This window comes from Streptomyces sp. NBC_00028, from assembly GCF_045041065.1.
Lineage (GTDB): Bacteria > Actinomycetota > Actinomycetes > Streptomycetales > Streptomycetaceae > Streptomyces.
In genome coordinates this window covers 1,475,299-1,490,713 of the sequence record NZ_CP108293.1, presented here as the reverse complement: position 1 = coordinate 1,490,713, position 15,415 = coordinate 1,475,299, and the positions used below count along the sequence as shown (strand labels likewise).

General features: G+C 70.6%; 15 protein-coding genes and 1 tRNA gene. 7 read left to right on the top strand and 9 right to left on the bottom strand.

Going from position 1 to position 15,415, the window contains the following annotated elements; genetic code table 11:
* Nucleotides 1-3: 3 nt before the first annotated feature.
* The 3 genes from OG885_RS06520 to OG885_RS06510 form a co-directional block, all read right to left on the bottom strand.
* Nucleotides 4-2,076 carry an MDR family MFS transporter gene (locus OG885_RS06520; RefSeq protein ID WP_405727419.1) on the bottom strand — a complete coding sequence of 691 codons (2,073 nt, stop codon included), beginning with the start codon at nt 2,074-2,076 and terminating at the stop codon, nt 4-6.
* Between the two features lie 70 nt (nt 2,077-2,146).
* Nucleotides 2,147-2,920 carry a precorrin-6A synthase (deacetylating) gene (gene cobF / locus OG885_RS06515; RefSeq protein ID WP_405727416.1) on the bottom strand — a complete coding sequence of 258 codons (774 nt, stop codon included), beginning with the start codon at nt 2,918-2,920 and terminating at the stop codon, nt 2,147-2,149.
* Between the two features lie 80 nt (nt 2,921-3,000).
* Nucleotides 3,001-3,543: a DUF309 domain-containing protein gene (locus OG885_RS06510; protein ID WP_405727413.1), complete on the bottom strand. Its 543-nt coding sequence runs from the start codon at nt 3,541-3,543 to the stop codon at nt 3,001-3,003.
* A gap of 114 nt (nt 3,544-3,657) precedes the next feature.
* On the opposite strand from OG885_RS06510, the gene OG885_RS06505 reads away from it, so the two are divergent.
* A tRNA-Pro gene (locus tag OG885_RS06505) sits at nt 3,658-3,731 on the top strand.
* Nucleotides 3,732-3,769: 38 nt separating this feature from the next.
* Here OG885_RS06505 and OG885_RS06500 read toward each other — a convergent pair.
* The 3 genes from OG885_RS06500 to OG885_RS06490 all read right to left on the bottom strand — a co-directional run bounded on the left by OG885_RS06500 (nt 3,770) and on the right by OG885_RS06490 (nt 6,072).
* Nucleotides 3,770-4,087 carry a hypothetical protein gene (locus tag OG885_RS06500; RefSeq protein ID WP_405727410.1) on the bottom strand — a complete coding sequence of 106 codons (318 nt, stop codon included), beginning with the start codon at nt 4,085-4,087 and terminating at the stop codon, nt 3,770-3,772.
* Between the two features lie 106 nt (nt 4,088-4,193).
* Nucleotides 4,194-5,780 (bottom strand): DEAD/DEAH box helicase, encoded by a 1,587-nt coding sequence (locus tag OG885_RS06495; RefSeq protein WP_405727407.1) that lies wholly within the window; start codon nt 5,778-5,780, stop codon nt 4,194-4,196.
* Nucleotides 5,781-5,868: 88 nt separating this feature from the next.
* Nucleotides 5,869-6,072 carry a cold-shock protein gene (locus OG885_RS06490; protein WP_007502648.1) on the bottom strand — a complete coding sequence of 68 codons (204 nt, stop codon included), beginning with the start codon at nt 6,070-6,072 and terminating at the stop codon, nt 5,869-5,871.
* A 488-nt stretch (nt 6,073-6,560) separates the two neighbouring features.
* Here OG885_RS06490 and OG885_RS06485 point away from each other — a divergent pair, with 488 nt between their 5' ends.
* From OG885_RS06485 to OG885_RS06470, 4 genes are all read left to right on the top strand, one after another.
* Nucleotides 6,561-6,740 carry a hypothetical protein gene (locus tag OG885_RS06485; protein ID WP_405727403.1) on the top strand — a complete coding sequence of 60 codons (180 nt, stop codon included), beginning with the start codon at nt 6,561-6,563 and terminating at the stop codon, nt 6,738-6,740.
* Between the two features lie 2 nt (nt 6,741-6,742).
* Entirely contained in the window at nt 6,743-7,483 is a 741-nt protein-coding gene (gene mftE, locus OG885_RS06480; RefSeq protein ID WP_405727400.1) for a mycofactocin biosynthesis peptidyl-dipeptidase MftE, read from the top strand.
* A 37-nt stretch (nt 7,484-7,520) separates the two neighbouring features.
* On the top strand, nt 7,521-8,186 hold the full coding sequence (locus OG885_RS06475) for an NUDIX domain-containing protein (RefSeq protein ID WP_405727397.1): 666 nt from the start codon (nt 7,521-7,523) through the stop codon (nt 8,184-8,186).
* Nucleotides 8,187-8,271: 85 nt separating this feature from the next.
* On the top strand, nt 8,272-9,255 hold the full coding sequence (locus OG885_RS06470) for an aldo/keto reductase (RefSeq protein WP_405727394.1): 984 nt from the start codon (nt 8,272-8,274) through the stop codon (nt 9,253-9,255).
* On the opposite strand, the gene OG885_RS06465 is transcribed toward OG885_RS06470, so the two are convergent.
* The 3 genes from OG885_RS06465 to iolC form a co-directional block, all read right to left on the bottom strand.
* On the bottom strand, nt 9,252-10,043 hold the full coding sequence (locus OG885_RS06465) for a GntR family transcriptional regulator (RefSeq protein WP_405727391.1): 792 nt from the start codon (nt 10,041-10,043) through the stop codon (nt 9,252-9,254). The two genes, OG885_RS06470 and OG885_RS06465, sit on opposite strands and share 4 nt — an antisense overlap.
* Before the next feature lie 35 nt (nt 10,044-10,078).
* Entirely contained in the window at nt 10,079-11,956 is a 1,878-nt protein-coding gene (gene iolD, locus OG885_RS06460; protein WP_405727388.1) for a 3D-(3,5/4)-trihydroxycyclohexane-1,2-dione acylhydrolase (decyclizing), read from the bottom strand.
* Between the two features lie 78 nt (nt 11,957-12,034).
* Entirely contained in the window at nt 12,035-13,012 is a 978-nt protein-coding gene (gene iolC, locus OG885_RS06455; RefSeq protein ID WP_405727385.1) for a 5-dehydro-2-deoxygluconokinase, read from the bottom strand.
* Between the two features lie 304 nt (nt 13,013-13,316).
* On the opposite strand from iolC, the gene OG885_RS06450 reads away from it, so the two are divergent.
* Nucleotides 13,317-14,336 (top strand): sugar ABC transporter substrate-binding protein, encoded by a 1,020-nt coding sequence (locus tag OG885_RS06450; RefSeq protein WP_405727382.1) that lies wholly within the window; start codon nt 13,317-13,319, stop codon nt 14,334-14,336.
* Nucleotides 14,336-15,412 carry an ABC transporter permease gene (locus OG885_RS06445; protein WP_399955575.1) on the top strand — a complete coding sequence of 359 codons (1,077 nt, stop codon included), beginning with the start codon at nt 14,336-14,338 and terminating at the stop codon, nt 15,410-15,412. The genes OG885_RS06450 and OG885_RS06445 overlap by 1 nt, the downstream gene beginning before the upstream one ends.
* Nucleotides 15,413-15,415: the final 3 nt, after the last annotated feature.

Below are 15,415 nucleotides of genomic sequence, written 5' to 3'. Positions count from 1 at the left end.
TTTTCAGTGGCCGGCGGCCAACTCCGGCTGCCTCTGCGGCAGTCCGGTGCTGAGGTCCTCCACCAGCAGCCGCTTGGAGATCGTGTCCACCGCGGCCCGCAGGTCCGTGCCCGCCGGACGCCCGATGTCCTGCTGCACCCGCTCCTCCAGCCAGGTCGCCCAGGCCCGCCCGATGACCCGGGCCTCGCGGGCACCCGCCTCGGTGTGCGAGAACAGGGAGCCGGCACGGCTCAGATAGCCCTCGTCGACCATCCGGTCGAAGACCGGCAGCAGCACCTCGGGCGGCATATGACGGCGTGCGGCGATCAGCCCGAGGCTGGCGTGGCCCACCAGCCGCGTGAACAGCTCGACCTGCATCACGGCCCAGGCGCCCGCGATGTCGAGGCGGGTGTCGGAGTCGGCCATGATCCGGCGGGCGGTGTTCAGGTCCGTACCGCCGATGATCTTTCCGACGGCCGCTTCTAGCACCCGCTGCGAGTTCGCCCCGGACGGCTGCCCGAAGCCCTCGCCCATGTCGGTGGAACCTGCCCGGGCACTGTCGCGCAGCTGCACCTGCTTGAGGAACAGGGCGACGACGAAGCCGAGGGCCGCGACCGGCACGGTCCACAGGAAGACGGTCTGGATGGTGTCGGCGTAGGCGTCGATGATCGGGGAGGCGGCGGCCGAGGGGAGTTGGTGCACGCCCTCGGGACTGGTGGCAGCCTTGGCGATGGCCGACGGGGCGACACCGCTGCCCGCCCGCGCGGCCTCCGCGACGGCGTCCTTGAGGTTCGGGGCGAGGGAGTTGGCGTAGATCGTGCCGAAGACGGCGGTGCCGAACGAACTGCCCAGCGTGCGGAAGAAGGTGACCCCGGAGGTCGCGGTGCCGAGGTCGGCGTACTCGACGGTGTTCTGCACGGCGATCGTCAGCACCTGCATGCACAGCCCGATGCCGGTGCCCAGCACGAACATGTACAGCGACTCCAGCCACGCCCCGGTGCCCGGCCCCATCAGCGACATCAGATACAGCCCGAGCCCCATCACCAGCGAGCCGGCGATCGGGAAGAGCCGGTACTGACCGGTCTTGCTGACCACGTTGCCGCTGACGACGGACGCGATGAGCAGACCGATGACCATGGGCAGGGTGCGGACGCCGGAGACCGTCGCCGAGTCGCCGTCCACGTACTGGAGATAGCTCGGCAGATACGTCATCGCGCCGAGCATGGCGAAGCCGACGATGAAGCTGAGGATCGAGCAGACCGTGAACACCGGGTTGGTGAACAGCCGCATCGGCAGCATCGGTTCCTTCGCCCGCATCTCGGCCCAGCAGAACAGGCCGAGCGCGATGACGCCGCCGACGAACAGGCCGATGATGACACCGGAGCCCCACGCGTACTCGTTGCCGCCCCAGCTCGTCGCCAGGATCAGGGCGCTGGCGCCCACCGCGACCAGTGCGATGCCCAGGTAGTCGATGACCGGCCGGGACGCCGACTTCACCACGGGGATCGTGCGGGCCGCGGCGATCACGACGACGATCGCGATCGGGACGTTGACGTAGAACGCCCAGCGCCAGGTCAGATGGTCGGTGAACAGCCCGCCCAGCAGCGGCCCGATGACGGTGGCCACCCCGAACACGGCACCGATGGCGCCCTGGTACTTGCCGCGCTCGCGCAGCGGGATGACGTCGGCGATCAGCGCCATCGCCGTCACCATGAGTCCGCCCGCGCCGATCCCCTGTACGGCCCGCCAGGCGATCAGCATCGTCATGTTCCCCGCGAGACCGCACAGGAACGAGCCGGTGATGAACACGATCGCCGAGACCTGGAAGACCACCTTGCGGCCGAACAGGTCACCGAACTTGCCCACCAGGACGGTCGACACGGTCTCCGCGAGCAGATAGGCGGTGACCACCCAGGACATGTGCGCGGCACCACCGAGGTCCGACACGATGGTCGGCAGCGCGGTGCCCACGATCGTCTGGTCCAGGGCCGCCAGCAGCATCCCGAGCATGATCGTCACGAAGACGACGTTCCGCTGACGCTTGTCCAGTACCGGCGGCTCTGCGGCGGGTGGCGCGGTTTCCTCGGTGATCGTCACGAGGTCACGATCACACCGGTGGCCCAGTCGCGCATGCGGGACTGGGCCGCTCGGGTGCCCCCGAAAGCCCCTATGCCTGCCCGGGGTTGCGGCGCAGCAGATACGTGTCCATGATCCAGCCCTTGCGCTCCCGTGCCTCGGCCCGCAGCCGCTCGATCCGCGGCCCGGCCTCGGCGATCGGCCCCGAGGCGAGGATCTCGTCCGGCGTGCCGATGTAGGCGCCCCAGTAGATGTCGATGTCCTCGCCCGCGTACTGCCGGAAGGTCTGGTGCGCGTCCAGCATCACCACCACGTCGTCCACCCCGTCCGGGAAGCCCTCGGCGAGCCGTCGGCCCGTGGTGATCTGCACCGGGCGCGCGACCCGGTTCAGCCCGGTACGGTGCCGGGCCACGAGCGCCGAGACGCTGCTGATGCCCGGGACGACGTCGTACTCGAACGCCACCGCGCCGCGCTCCAGGATCTCCTCCAGGATGCCGAGCGTGCTGTCGTACAGCGCCGGGTCGCCCCACACCAGGAACGCGCCGCTCTCGTCCTCGCCCAGCTCCTCGGCGATCAGTCGCTCGTAGATGGCGGCGCGGGCGCTGCGCCAGTCCCCGACGGCGGGGGAGTAGGCGGTGCCGCCCGCGGTCCGGTCGCGGTCGGGGTCGCGCGCCTCGACGACGCGGTACGTCCCCTCCGGTATGTGCGTGTGCAGCATGTCCCGGCGCAGGTCCGTGAGGTCGCTCTTCACCTCGCCCTTGTCGAGGACGAAGAACACGTCCGTGCCGCGCAGCGCCCTGACGGCCTGGAGGGTCAGTTGGTCGGGGTCGCCCGCGCCGATACCGATGACATGAATCTTTCGCACGCCCCGAGTCTGCCGTACGCCACTGACAGTGACGGCACCGCGTCCCGGGTCACGCCCGCAACGGGGGTGCCCGGGCCTCGTCACGCCCGCAACCGGGGTGCCCGGGCCTGTGCGTCCACGCTCCCCTCGTCCCGCTCGACGTCCTCGGCCAGCTCCCGTGCCCATGCGGCGAGACCGGCGAGATCCATGCCGTAGGGCTGCGCCCGCCCCGCCCCCACCGGCGACCTCCCCGCCCCCACCGGCGACCCCCACGCCTCCACCGCGCCCGCGCCGCGCCGCAGCAGTCGTGCCCCGCCCGTGACGTTGCCGCGCGCCGCGTGCGTGAGCCCCACCGCGAGCTGGGCGAGCCCCCGCCACAACTCCCGTTCCTCCTCCGGCCCCGCCTTCCAGGCGTCCTCGAACACCTCGTGCGCATGGAAGGGCTTGCCCGCGTCCAACAGCTCCTGCGCCTCCACGACGGACTGCTCCGGCGTCCGCACCACCCCCTCGGGCTGCCGAGCCACCCCGTCCGCGCCGTACGGCAGGGGCCGCCCGAGTCCGTCCCGGGGCCGGGCGTTGCGCGCCCGCCCCTCGTCGTCGCGGTCCCGTGCCCCGGTCGGCCGTCCTGAGGATGTGCTGCCCATAAGCCGATTCTCCCGCGCGCCCCGAGCCCCGCTCACCGGGCCCTCTTCGAAGCGGTCCCCGGCGTGGGGTAAAGTACTCAACGCGTGATCACGCGGTTTCGCCGCGCATATCACCGGGACGTGGCGCAGCTTGGTAGCGCACTTGACTGGGGGTCAAGGGGTCGCAGGTTCAAATCCTGTCGTCCCGACCGGAGTCTTCTCCGTAGTCGCAGATCAGGGCCTTGGATCACTTGGGTGAGCCGGGGCCCTTGATCGTTTGTGGCGCGTCCGCACCTGCGGAAGCCGCGTCCTTCTGGCTGTCGCCGGCTGCGTCCACCGCGCTCTGGGCCGCGTTCGCAGCCGCCCGAATGCCGAAATAGGCGGTGGATATCGCCGTTATCGCGGTGAACGCGCTGGTGAGAATGGCGACCGCCTGAGCGTCATCGGTGACATGCAGTGCGACGAGTGTGGCGGCCAGTGCCACACCGACGTCGCCGACGACCACGACCAGCAGACCGGTCCAGGCGCGAGTGGTCTGGACCTTCTTCTTGTCCTTGCTCAACATGGGTCCTCCAGAGCGTGGACACTCATGCCCCGAGGAGTTCGACCCGCTGCTTCAAGGGTTGCAGAGCCTCGCGCACTTCGCGAGGCTCCGGCTACCTCTCCCGTCCTCAGGCTCCCGCGGCCCGGCGAGGTGCCCTGCGGCGACCGCCCGACGTACGGGCCGGCTGGCCGGAGGTCTTCGCCGCGGGTGCGGAGCGGCGCCCGGCGCCCTCGCTCCCCGTCCGACCGGTGCCGCCCGACGGTGCCGGGGCCTCGCCGGCGGTCCGGCGACGGCGGTGGGAGCGCCCCTCCGGCGGCTTGGCGCCGGACCTGGTGCCGGACTTGGCGGCGGGCTTCGCGCCGGACTTGTTGGCGGGCTTCCGGGCCGGGCGGGACGCCGACGGCGCGGTGGGCTGCGGGACCTCGATGGTGACGGCCACGCCGGAGGGCTCGCGGGCGCCGGTGATCGTGGTCAGCGCGGCGTCGCTCGACGTGACGCGGGCCGTCCGGGGCCGGATGCCCGCGTTTGACATGAGCTGGGTGACGTCCCGCTTCTGGTCGGGCAGGACCAGCGTGACCACACTGCCGGAACCGCCGGCGCGAGCCGTGCGGCCGCCCCGGTGGAGGTAGTCCTTGTGGTCGGTCGGCGGATCGACGTTCACGACGAGGTCGAGGTCGTCGACGTGTATGCCGCGGGCCGCGACGTTGGTCGCCACCAGGGCGGTGACCTCGCCGTTCTTGAACTGCTCAAGGGTGCGGTTGCGCTGCGGTTGGGAGCGCCCGCCGTGCAGGGCCGCCGCGCGCACGCCGACGGACAGGAGCCGCTTGGCGAGCCGGTCCGCGGACCTCTTGGTGTCGAGGAAGAGGATGACGCGCCCGTCACGGGCCGCGATACGTGTGGTGACGGCCTTCTTGTCGGTCTCGTCCAGGACATGGAGCACGTGGTGCTCCATGGTGGTCACCGCGCCCGCGGACGGGTCCACCGAGTGCACCACCGGGTCGGTCAGGAACCGCTGCACCAGACGGTCGATGTTGCGGTCCAGCGTGGCCGAGAACAGCATCCGCTGTCCGTCGGGCCTGACCTGCTGGATCAGCTTGGTGATCTGCGGCAGGAAGCCCATGTCGGTCATCTGGTCGGCCTCGTCCAGCACCGTGATGGCGACCTGGCCGAGGACGCAGTCCCCGCGCTCCACGAGGTCGTTGAGCCGCCCCGGGGTCGCCACCAGCACCTCGGCGCCGCGCCGGAGCGTGGCGGCCTGCTTGGTGAGGGAGAGTCCGCCGACGACGGTGGCCAGCCGGAGGTTGACCGCCGTCGCGTAGGGCGAGAGCGCGTCGGTCACCTGCTGGGCCAGTTCCCGGGTGGGTACCAGCACGAGGGCCAGGGGCGCCTTGGGCTGCGCGCGCTGTCCGGCCGTACGGGCCAGGAGCGCGAGGCCGAACGCGAGGGTCTTGCCGGAGCCGGTGCGTCCGCGCCCCAGCAGGTCACGGCCCGCGATCGAGTTCGGCAGGGTGGCGCCCTGGATGGGGAACGGGGTGGTCACACCCTGCGCGGTGAGCGTCTTCAACAGCCCCGCGGGCATGTCCAGGTCGGCGAAGTCCTCGACGGCGGGAAGTGCGGGTGTCGTGCTTTCCGGCAGCCGGAACTCTTGCGAGGGCGACACGGAGGATGAGGGGGACGAGGCGCGCCGATTCGACTTCTGGGGCCTGCGGGACATGCGGGGGTCTGCCTTCCTGGAAACAGCACAAACCGGGGTCCGCACCAAGACGGTGCGGACCCCGGTGAGCGGAATACGCGTCCGGCGATCAGGCGGGGACGATGTTCTCCGCCTGCGGGCCCTTCTGGCCCTGCGTGACGTCGAAGGAGACCCGCTGGCCCTCCTGGAGCTCACGGAAGCCCTGGGTGGCGATGTTCGAGTAGTGGGCGAAGACGTCCGGGCCGCCGCCGTCCTGCTCGATGAAGCCGAAGCCCTTTTCCGAGTTGAACCACTTCACGGTTCCCTGTGCCATGACTATCTCCTTCAGTAGGCAATCTGTAAGCAGAGGCCCCATCCGGAAATGCCGGTAAAACAACTAATGCGCCTGAAGGAGAAACATTCCCGTCAGGCGCACATAGGTTCATGGGTACCACAACTGCAACTCTGTGAGCGTAACACAACGCGACCCTGCGTGCTCGCGACCGGGTCACATTCCGATGTTCGCGTCCCACACTTTGACCCCCTCTATCCAGGTCGCCGTCACCAGGCCGGCCGAGGGCCGCGCTCCAGCAGCGTCAGGTGGGCAGGCGTCGAGAGTCTGGTGGCCGGTGAGCCGCTCGGCGGCGCCGCGGCGAGGCGCGGCAGCAGCTCGGCGGGCACCAGCGCGGCGTGCTCCAGCCGGTCACCCGGGAATCGGCGAGGACGATCTTGTACGGCCCGACAGTCGGCGCCCGCGGGCTCCCCGGCGGCGTCCACCCCAAGGGGGCGCCGAGCAGCTGAACGTGCTGCGGGAGGGCGCCGGTGGGCCTCGCCGCCAACGGACAGGCCGGCGTCGCGAACGTCCTGGACATCATGCGCGGCGGCCTCGACCCGGCCGTCCTGGGCCTCGGGCACGCCTCCGTGCACGAACTGTCGCGCGACGACCTGGTGATACCGCCGGGGTTCGAACTGACGCTGGGCGCGGACCCGGCGGCAGCCTGACCATGACGCGGAAACACGCCGACCTGGCAGGCCATGCCTGGCCGGACGTACGGCACGGCCCTCTGGTCCTCGTTCCCGTCGGATCCACCGAGCAGCACGGGCCGCATCTGCCGCTGGAGCCCGACATGGTGATCGCGTGCGCCGTGGCCCGCGAAGCGGCCGACGCCCTCCCCCGTCGCCCCTTGGTGGCGGCCGCCCTGCCCTACGGCGCCGGCGGCGAGCACGCGCGCTTCCCCGGCACCGTCTCGATCGGCCACGAGGCCCTGCACGCGGTGCTGCTGGAACTGACGCGCTCCCTCGCCCTGTGGGCGGGACGGGTCGTCTTCGTCAACGGCCACGGCGGCAACATCGCCACCCTGCGCGGCGCCGTCGGGCAGCTCCGGGAAGAGGGCCACGCCGTCGACCGGGTGCCGTGGGCGGTGCCCGGCGGGGACGCGCACGCCGGTCGTACGGAGACCTCGACGCGCACGCCGGTCGTACGGACCTCGCTGATGCTGCACCTGGCACCCGGGTCCGTACGGCTCACCGAGGCCGCGCCCGGTGACACCCGGCCGATCGTCGCCCTGATGCCGGACCTGGTGGCCCGGGGAGTCCGTGCCGTCTCGCCGTCCGGTGTGCTCGGCGATCCGACCGGGGCGACGGCCGAGGAGGGGCGGCGGGTCCTCGCGGAGACGGTGTCCGCCGCCGTACGGCGGATCACCGCCGCCGCTCCGGCACCGGGGGATGATAGAAGGCGTTCATGACCAACTCGCTCCTCCTTTCCCCTCCGGGCGGTGCCCGATGACCGCGGGTGCCGACACCCCCGACGGCCGGGGCCGCACCGGACTCGACCGCACCGGCCTCGATCTGACCGGCAACCCCCGGGTCAAGGTCCGTGACGTGAAGCTGCTGTCCAGTCACTGGTACGTCGAGCGGGCCACCACCTTCGACTTCCAGCGCGGCGACGGCAGTTGGAGCACCCAGCAGCGCGAGACGCACGACCGCGGCAACGGCGCCACCATGCTCCTCTACGACACCGAACGCGAAACCGTCCTGCTCACACGGCAGTTCCGGTTCCCCGTGTACGTCAACGGCCACCCGGACGGCATGCTCGTCGAGACCCCGGGCGGGCTGCTCGACGACGAGGACGAGCATCCGGAGATCGCGGTCCGGCGTGAGGTGGTCGAGGAGACCGGGCACACCATCGGGGAGGTCCGGCACGTCTTCGACGTCTATATGAGCCCGGGTTCCGTCACCGAGCGCGTCAGCTTCTACGCCGCCTCCTACGGCGCCGCCACCCGCACCCACGAGGGCGGTGGCCTCGACGAGGAGGGCGAGGACATCGAGATCCTCGAACTGCCCTTCCGCAGGGCCCTGAAGATGATCCGCACCGGCGAGATCGCCGACGCCAAGACGATCATGCTGCTCCAATGGGCCGCGCTGGAAGGCCCGTTCGCCACCTCGTGACGAGGCCGCTTGACTTGAAGTGCGCTCCAGCGTGAAGACTCCCGTCCGTACCCGACAAGACGGGTGCGAACGGGAGGGGAGCCCCATGAAGTACCGCACCATCGGCACCGATCCGAAGAACCGCCGCGAGGTCAGCGTCCTCGCCCTCGGCGCCATGCTGTTCGGCTCGCGTACGGACGAGGAGACGTCCTTCGCTCTCCTGGACCGCTATGTCGAGGCGGGCGGCAACTTCATTGACACGTCCGACAACTACGCCTTCTGGGTCGACGGCGGCCAGGGCGGCCAGAGCGAGGAACTCCTCGGCCGCTGGCGGCGCAGCCGCGGCATCGGCGAGGAGATCTTCATCGCGACCAAGCTCGGCGCCCGCCCCCTGGCACCGGGCACCAGTTACGTCGACAACGCGGAGGGCCTCTCGGCGAAGGTGATCCGGGAGTCCGCCGAGCGCAGCCGGGAACGGCTGGGCGTGGCGAAGCTGGACCTGCTCTACGCGCACATCGAGGACTACGACGTATCCCTGCGGGAGACCGTCGAGGGCTTCGCCGAACTCGTCGCCGAGGGCACGGTCGGACTGCTCGGCGTCAGCAACCACGCCATGTGGCGGGTGGAGCGGGCCCGAGCGATCGCCGCCGCGGCGGGACTGCCGGGCTATGAGGTGCTCCAGTACGCCCACAGCCATCTGCGGCCCCGCCTCGACGTGCCGGACGACTTCTGGCCCGATGGCAGCCTCGGCCACGCGGGCCCCGAGCTCCTCTCCTATCTGCGCGAGGAGCCGGCCCTCACCCTGGTCGCCTACTCACCTCTCCTCAAGGGCGCCTACACCCACCCGGACCGCCTCCCGGCCGACTTCGACCACCCGGGCACCCCCGCCCGGCTCACGGCCTTGCGGGAGGTGGCGCGGGAGACCGGCGCGACCGTCAACCAGGTGGTCCTCGCCTGGCAGATCGGCGGCCCCCTGCCGATCCTCCCGCTGGCCGGCGTCTCCACCCTGTCCCAGCTGGAGGAGAACCTGGCCGCCGTGGACCTGGAACTGACGGAGGACCAGCGGGCCCGCCTGGACGCGGCTCACTAGCTCCTCATGAGCAGCTGGAAGTCGAAGGCGTAGCGGGACGCCCGGTAGATGTGCGTGCCGTACTCCACGGGGCGGCCCGTGTCGTCGTACGCCGTGCGCTGCATCGTCAGCAGCGCGGCGCCCTCCCGCTCGTCGAGGCGGGCCCCCTCCTCGGCCGTGGCCGAGCGGGCGCCGATGGTCTGGCGGGCGCTGTGCAGGGTGATGCCCGCCGAGCGCATCATCCGGTACAGGCCCGTCGACTCCAGCCTGGCGGTGTCGAGTTCGAGGAGCGTCGCGGGCAGGTAGTTGCACAGGAACGCGACCGGCTGGCCGTGCGTGGCGCGTAGCCGTTCCAGTACGACGACGTCGGCGCCCTCCGCGATACCGAGGGCGGCGGCGACGTCGGCGGTCGCCGGGACGTGCTCGTTGCGCAGCACCGTCGTGGTCGGCCCCTGTCCGGCCGCCTCCAGGTCGTCGTAGAGACTGCTCAGTTCGAGCCCGCGCTTGACCTGGCTGTGCACCACCTGCGTGCCCACGCCGCGCCGCCGCACCAGCAGACCTTTGTCGACCAGGGTCTGGATGGCCTGGCGGACGGTCGGACGGGACAGGCCGAGGCGTACGGAGAGGTCGATCTCGTTGCCCAGGAGGTTGCCCGGGGCGAGGGCTCCGTGCTCGATCGCCGCCTCCAGCTGCTGGGCGAGCTGGTAGTAGAGCGGCACCGGACTGCCCCGGTCCAGGGCGAAGTCCAGGGAGTCGAGCGCGGGAGCGGCAGCGGCAGCGGTGCGCGGACGACCGCCGGTCTTCGCCATGGGGGTACCTCCCTGGGTGGTGCGGGTGCGGGGCGTCACAGGTGGGGGCGGCGGGTGGCGACCTCGCGGTCGTACTCCGCCCTCGCCCGTACGGCGGCCTCGCGGGACGCGGTCTCGGCCACCGGCACGTCCCACCACGCCTCGGCCGGGGGAGCGGTCGGCTTCGCGGTGTCCGTCTCGACGTAGACGCAGGTCGGGCGGTCGGAGGCGCGGGCCGCGGCGAGGGCGTCCCGCAGTTCACGGACCGTCTTGGCGCGCAGCACGTCCATGCCGAGGCTGCCCGCGTTGGCGGCCAGGTCGACGGGGAGCGGGGCGCCGGAGAACGTGCCGTCGGCGGCGCGGTAGCGGTAGGCGGTGCCGAAGCGCTCGCCGCCGACCGCCTCGGACAGGCCGCCGATGGAGGCGTAGCCGTGGTTCTGGATGAGGAGGAGGTTGATCGGCAGGCCCTCCTGGACGGCCGTGACGATCTCGGTCGGCATCATCAGATAGGTGCCGTCGCCCACCAGCGCCCACACGGGGGTGTCGGGGGTGGCGTGCTGGACGCCGATCGCGGCCGGGATCTCGTAGCCCATGCAGGAGTAGCCGTACTCCAGGTGGTACTGGCGGGGGCTGCGGGCGCGCCACAACTTGTGCAGGTCGCCGGGGAGCGAGCCGGCCGCGTTGATGATCACGTCGTCGTCGCCGACGACCGCGTCCAGCGCGCCGAGCACCTGGGTCTGGGTCGGTACGGCGTTCTCGTCGGCGGCGGTGAAAGCGGCGTCAACGACCGCGCTCCAGCGGTCCTTGCCCGCGCGGTACTCGTCCTCGTAAGCCGAGTTCACACGATGACCGTCCAACGCCTCCGTCAACGCAGACAGCCCCGCGCGGGCGTCGCACACCAGGGACCGGGCCGCCAGCTTGTGGGCGTCGAAGGCGGTGATGTTGAGGTTGACGAACCGGACGTCCGGGTTCAGGAAGAGGGTGCCGGAGGCGGTGGTGAAGTCCGTGTACCGGGTGCCGACGCCGATCACGAGGTCCGCGGTACGGGCGAGGTCGTCGCTGACGGCCGTGCCGGTGTGGCCGATGCCGCCCAGATCGGCCGGGTGGTCGTGGCGCAGGGAGCCCTTGCCCGCCTGCGTGGAGGCGACCGGCACGCCGGTGGCGTCCACGAACGCCTTGAGCGCCGCCTCGGCCCCGCTGTGGTGCACCCCGCCGCCCGCGACAATCAGCGGACGCTCGGCGGCCCGGATCGCCGCCACCGCCTCCGCCAGCTCGTACGGGTCGGGCGCGGGACGCCGTACGTGCCACACCCGCTCGGCGAAGAACTCCTCCGGCCAGTCGTACGCCTCCGCCTGCACGTCCTGGGGGAGTGCCAGGGTGACGGCACCGGTCTCGGCGGGGTCGGCGAGGACCCGCATGGCGTTCAGGGCCGACGGGATCAGGGCCTCGGGGCGGGTGACGCGGTCGAAGTAGCGGGAGACCGGGCGCAGGGTGTCGTTGACCGACACGTCGGCCTCGGTGGGGTGCTCCAACTGCTGGAGCAGCGGGTCGGGGGCGTGCGAGGCGAAGTAGTCGCCGGGCAGCAGGAGGACCGGGAGGCGGTTGATGGTGGCGAGGGCGGCGCCGGTGACCAGGTTGGTGGCGCCGGGACCGATGGACGTCGTCACGGCCTGTGCGGAGAGCCGGTCGAGCTGGCGGGCGTAGCCGACGGCCGCGTGCACCATGGCCTGCTCGTTGCGGCCCTGGTGGAACGGCATCGCGTCCTCGCCCGCCTCCAGAAGGGCCTGGCCCACGCCCGCCACGTTGCCGTGCCCGAAGATGCCCCACGTACCGGCGATCAGGCGATGCCGTACGCCGTCCCGCTCGGTGTACTGGACGGACAGGAAACGCACCAGGGCCTGCGCGACGGTCAGGCGGCGGGTGGGGGTGCTCATCAGGACTTCTCCAGGGGTGTGTGGAGGGGGAGACGGGTGAGGCGGGGGTCGGGACGGTTCATGGGGTGGCCGTGGCGCTCACGACGGTGCTCCGCTCAGCAGGCCCTCGATCTCCGACCGGGTCGGCATCGCGGCGGAGCAGGCGAGCCGGGAGGCGACGAGGGCGCCGGCCGCGTTGGCGTACCGCACCGTGCGGTCCAGGTCCCAGCCGGACAGCAGGCCGTGGCAGAGCGCGCCGCCGAACGCGTCGCCGGCGCCGAGGCCGTTGACGACCTCGACGCTCACCGGCGGGACCTCGGCGAAGCGGCCGTCGCGGTGCAGCGCGAGGACCCCCTTGGGGCCCTGCTTGACCACGGCGAGTTCGACGCCGGCCGCCAGCAACGCCTCGGCGCAGGCGCGGGGTTCGCGGACTCCGGTGGCGATCTCGCACTCGTCGAGGTTGCCGACGGCGACGGTCACATGGCGGAGGGCTTCCGCGTAGTAGGGCCGCGCCTCTTCGGGGTCCGCCCAGGCTGTGTCCGTCCAAAAGGCCGGCCGCCAGTCGAGGTCGAACACGGTGGTGTCCGCCTTCGCGCGGGCCTTGAGGGCGGCGAGGGTCGCGGAGCGGCTCGGCTCCTCGCTCAGGCCGGTGCCGGTGATCCAGAAGATCCGGGCCGAGCGGACGGCGAAGTAGTCCAGCTCGTCGGTGTGGATCACCAGGTCGGGGGCCTTGGGCCGACGGTAGAAGTAGAGCGGGAAGTCGTCCGGCGGGAAGATCTCGCAGAAGGTCAGGGGCGTGGGGTGGCCGGCGACCGGGGTCACCCAGCGGTCGTCGACGCCGAACTCCCTGAGCGCCTGATGCAGATAGGTGCCGAACGGATCGTCACCGGTGCGGGTGATGACGGCGGTGGAACGGCCGAGCCGGGCGGCCGCGACGGCCACGTTCGCCGCAGAACCGCCCAGGAACTTCCCGAAGGTCTGCACATCGCTCAACGGCACGCCCGACTGCAATGGATAAAGATCGACACCTATGCGACCGATCGTGATCAAGTCGAAGGGCTGGGCTGACTCGGTCATGCGCGACGCTCCTCGGACTCCGCTGGACGTGCGGGCCCCGTGGGGGCCTGCGACTCTCAGGTGTAGGCCGCAGGAGGTGATGCTGTCAATGGTTTGTACTTACATTCGGACCTGTTCGTGAAATGATGTCTTAACAAAGTATTGACAGCGGGCGGGACCAGGGATTGGATTCCGTCCCAGTACAACCGCAGTACGCACAACCGCCGTATTTGCGGCTCGCGACCCGGACATGCCAAGATCCCGGGCCTCGGATCACCGAGATCTCTCTTCCTTTCCCCCGTGAGCACAGTGAGGTGCAGGAAAGATGGACCGCTCTTCTCGCTCCCAGTCCCGCCGGTTCGCCCCAGTTGTGGCGCTCGCCGCGGCGGCTGCCCTGACCCTCGCCGGCTGCTCCAGCAGCTCCGGGGGCAAGAAGTCGGAGGAGAGCGCGGACGGCGCCTCCGCCGGCAAGGCCAGCACGCCGCGTATGACGGTCGCGCTGGTCACCCACCAGTCGGCCGGTGACACCTTCTGGGACATCGTCCGCAAGGGCGCCGAGGCCGCCGCCGCCAAGGACAACGTCAAGCTCATCTACTCGAACGACCCGAGCGCGGGCGCCCAGGCCAACCTGGTGCAGAACGCCATCGACCAGAAGGTCGACGGGATCGCCGTCACCCTCGCCAAGCCGGACGCCATGAAGGACGTCGTCGCCAAGGCGAAGGCCGCGAACATACCCGTCGTCGGCCTCAACTCCGGTGTCAGTGAATGGCAGAAGCTCGGTCTGCTGGAGTTCTTCGGCCAGGACGAGACGGTCGCCGGTGAGGCCCTCGGCAAGCGCCTCAACGACGAGGGCGCGAAGAACGCCGTCTGTGTCATCCAGGAGCAGGGCAACATCGGTCTGACCCAGCGCTGTGACGGCGTCGAGAAGACCTTCGACGGCAAGCTCCAGACGCTGAACGTCAACGGCACCGACATGCCGTCCGTGAAGTCGACGATCACCGCCAAGCTCAGCCAGGACAAGTCCATCGATTACGTCGTCGCCCTCGGCGCCCCCTTCGCGCTGACGGCCGCGCAGTCGGTGTCCGACGCCGGCAGCAAGGCCAAGGTCGCCACGTTCGACCTCAACAAGGACCTGACCGGCGCCATCAGCAAGGGCACCATCGCCTTCGCCGTCGACCAGCAGCCCTACCTCCAGGGCTACCTGGCGGTCGACTCGCTGTGGCTCTACAAGAACAACGGCAACTACATGGGCGGTGGCGAGCAGCCGGTGCTGACCGGTCCCGCCTTCGTCGACAAGACCAACGTCGACGCGGTCGCGCAGTACGCCGCGAAGGGCACTCGGTGATCCGTATGACCCAGCACGCCGAGCCGGCGGTGACCACACCGCCGGCCCCCGGCCCGAAGGAGACCGACGGCCGGACCGCCCAACGTCCTTTGGCGCTGCGGCTGTTGGCCCGCCCCGAGGTGGGCGTCTTCCTCGGCGCCGTCGCCGTCTACGTGTTCTTCCTGATCGCGGCCCCGCCGGTGCGCGAGGGCAGCGCGATGGCCAACATCCTCTACCAGTCGTCGACCATCGGGATCATGGCCCTGCCGGTGGCGCTGCTGATGATCGGCGGCGAGTTCGACCTCTCGTCCGGCGTCGCGGTCATCACCTCCGCGCTCACCGCGAGCATGCTGGCCTACCAGCTCACCATGAACGTGTGGGTGGGCGTGGTCGCGGCCCTGGCCGTGTCGCTCGCCATCGGGTTCCTCAACGGCTGGCTCGTCGTCAAGACCGGCCTGCCGAGCTTCCTCATCACCCTGGGCAGCTTCCTGATCCTCCAGGGCGTGAACCTCGCCGTCACCAAGCTCGTCACCGGCAACGTCGCCACCGACGACATCAGCAACATGGACGGCTTCGCCGGAGCCAAGAAGGTCTTCGCCTCCTCCTTCGAGGTCGGCGGCGTACAGATCAAGATCACGATCGTGTACTGGCTCGTCTTCGCCGCGCTGGCCACCTGGGTGCTGCTGCGCACCAGGTACGGCAACTGGATCTTCGCCGTCGGCGGCAACAAGGAGAGCGCGCGGGCCGTCGGTGTCCCTGTCACCTTCACCAAGATCTCGCTGTTCATGCTGGTCGGGTTCGGCGCCTGGTTCGTCGGCATGCACAACCTGTTCTCCTTCAACACCGTGCAGTCCGGCGAAGGCGTCGGCCAGGAGCTCATCTACATCTCCGCGGCCGTCATCGGCGGCTGTCTGCTGACCGGTGGTGCCGGCTCCGCGATCGGCCCGGTCTTCGGGGCGTTCATGTTCGGCATGGTGCAGCAGGGCATCGTGTACGCCGGCTGGAACCCGGACTGGTTCAAGGCCTTCCTGGGCGTGATGCTGCTCGGCGCCGTCCTGATCAATCTGTGGGTCAGCCGTACGGCGACCCGGAGGTGACGT

What these genes read in the sequence shown, in the direction of transcription:
- OG885_RS06510 (WP_405727413.1), bottom strand. Translation starts at nt 3,543, where the DNA reads ATGGGCAGCACATCCTCAGGACGGCCGACCGGGGCACGGGACCGCGAC.
- OG885_RS06500 (WP_405727410.1), bottom strand. Translation starts at nt 4,087, where the DNA reads ATGTTGAGCAAGGACAAGAAGAAGGTCCAGACCACTCGCGCCTGGACC.
- OG885_RS06495 (WP_405727407.1), bottom strand. Translation starts at nt 5,780, where the DNA reads ATGTCCCGCAGGCCCCAGAAGTCGAATCGGCGCGCCTCGTCCCCCTCA.
- OG885_RS06490 (WP_007502648.1), bottom strand. Translation starts at nt 6,072, where the DNA reads ATGGCACAGGGAACCGTGAAGTGGTTCAACTCGGAAAAGGGCTTCGGC.
- mftE (WP_405727400.1), top strand. Translation starts at nt 6,743, where the DNA reads ATGACGCGGAAACACGCCGACCTGGCAGGCCATGCCTGGCCGGACGTA.
- OG885_RS06475 (WP_405727397.1), top strand. Translation starts at nt 7,521, where the DNA reads ATGACCGCGGGTGCCGACACCCCCGACGGCCGGGGCCGCACCGGACTC.
- OG885_RS06470 (WP_405727394.1), top strand. Translation starts at nt 8,272, where the DNA reads ATGAAGTACCGCACCATCGGCACCGATCCGAAGAACCGCCGCGAGGTC.
- OG885_RS06465 (WP_405727391.1), bottom strand. Translation starts at nt 10,043, where the DNA reads ATGGCGAAGACCGGCGGTCGTCCGCGCACCGCTGCCGCTGCCGCTCCC.
- iolD (WP_405727388.1), bottom strand. Translation starts at nt 11,956, where the DNA reads ATGAGCACCCCCACCCGCCGCCTGACCGTCGCGCAGGCCCTGGTGCGT.
- iolC (WP_405727385.1), bottom strand. Translation starts at nt 13,012, where the DNA reads ATGACCGAGTCAGCCCAGCCCTTCGACTTGATCACGATCGGTCGCATA.
- OG885_RS06450 (WP_405727382.1), top strand. Translation starts at nt 13,317, where the DNA reads ATGGACCGCTCTTCTCGCTCCCAGTCCCGCCGGTTCGCCCCAGTTGTG.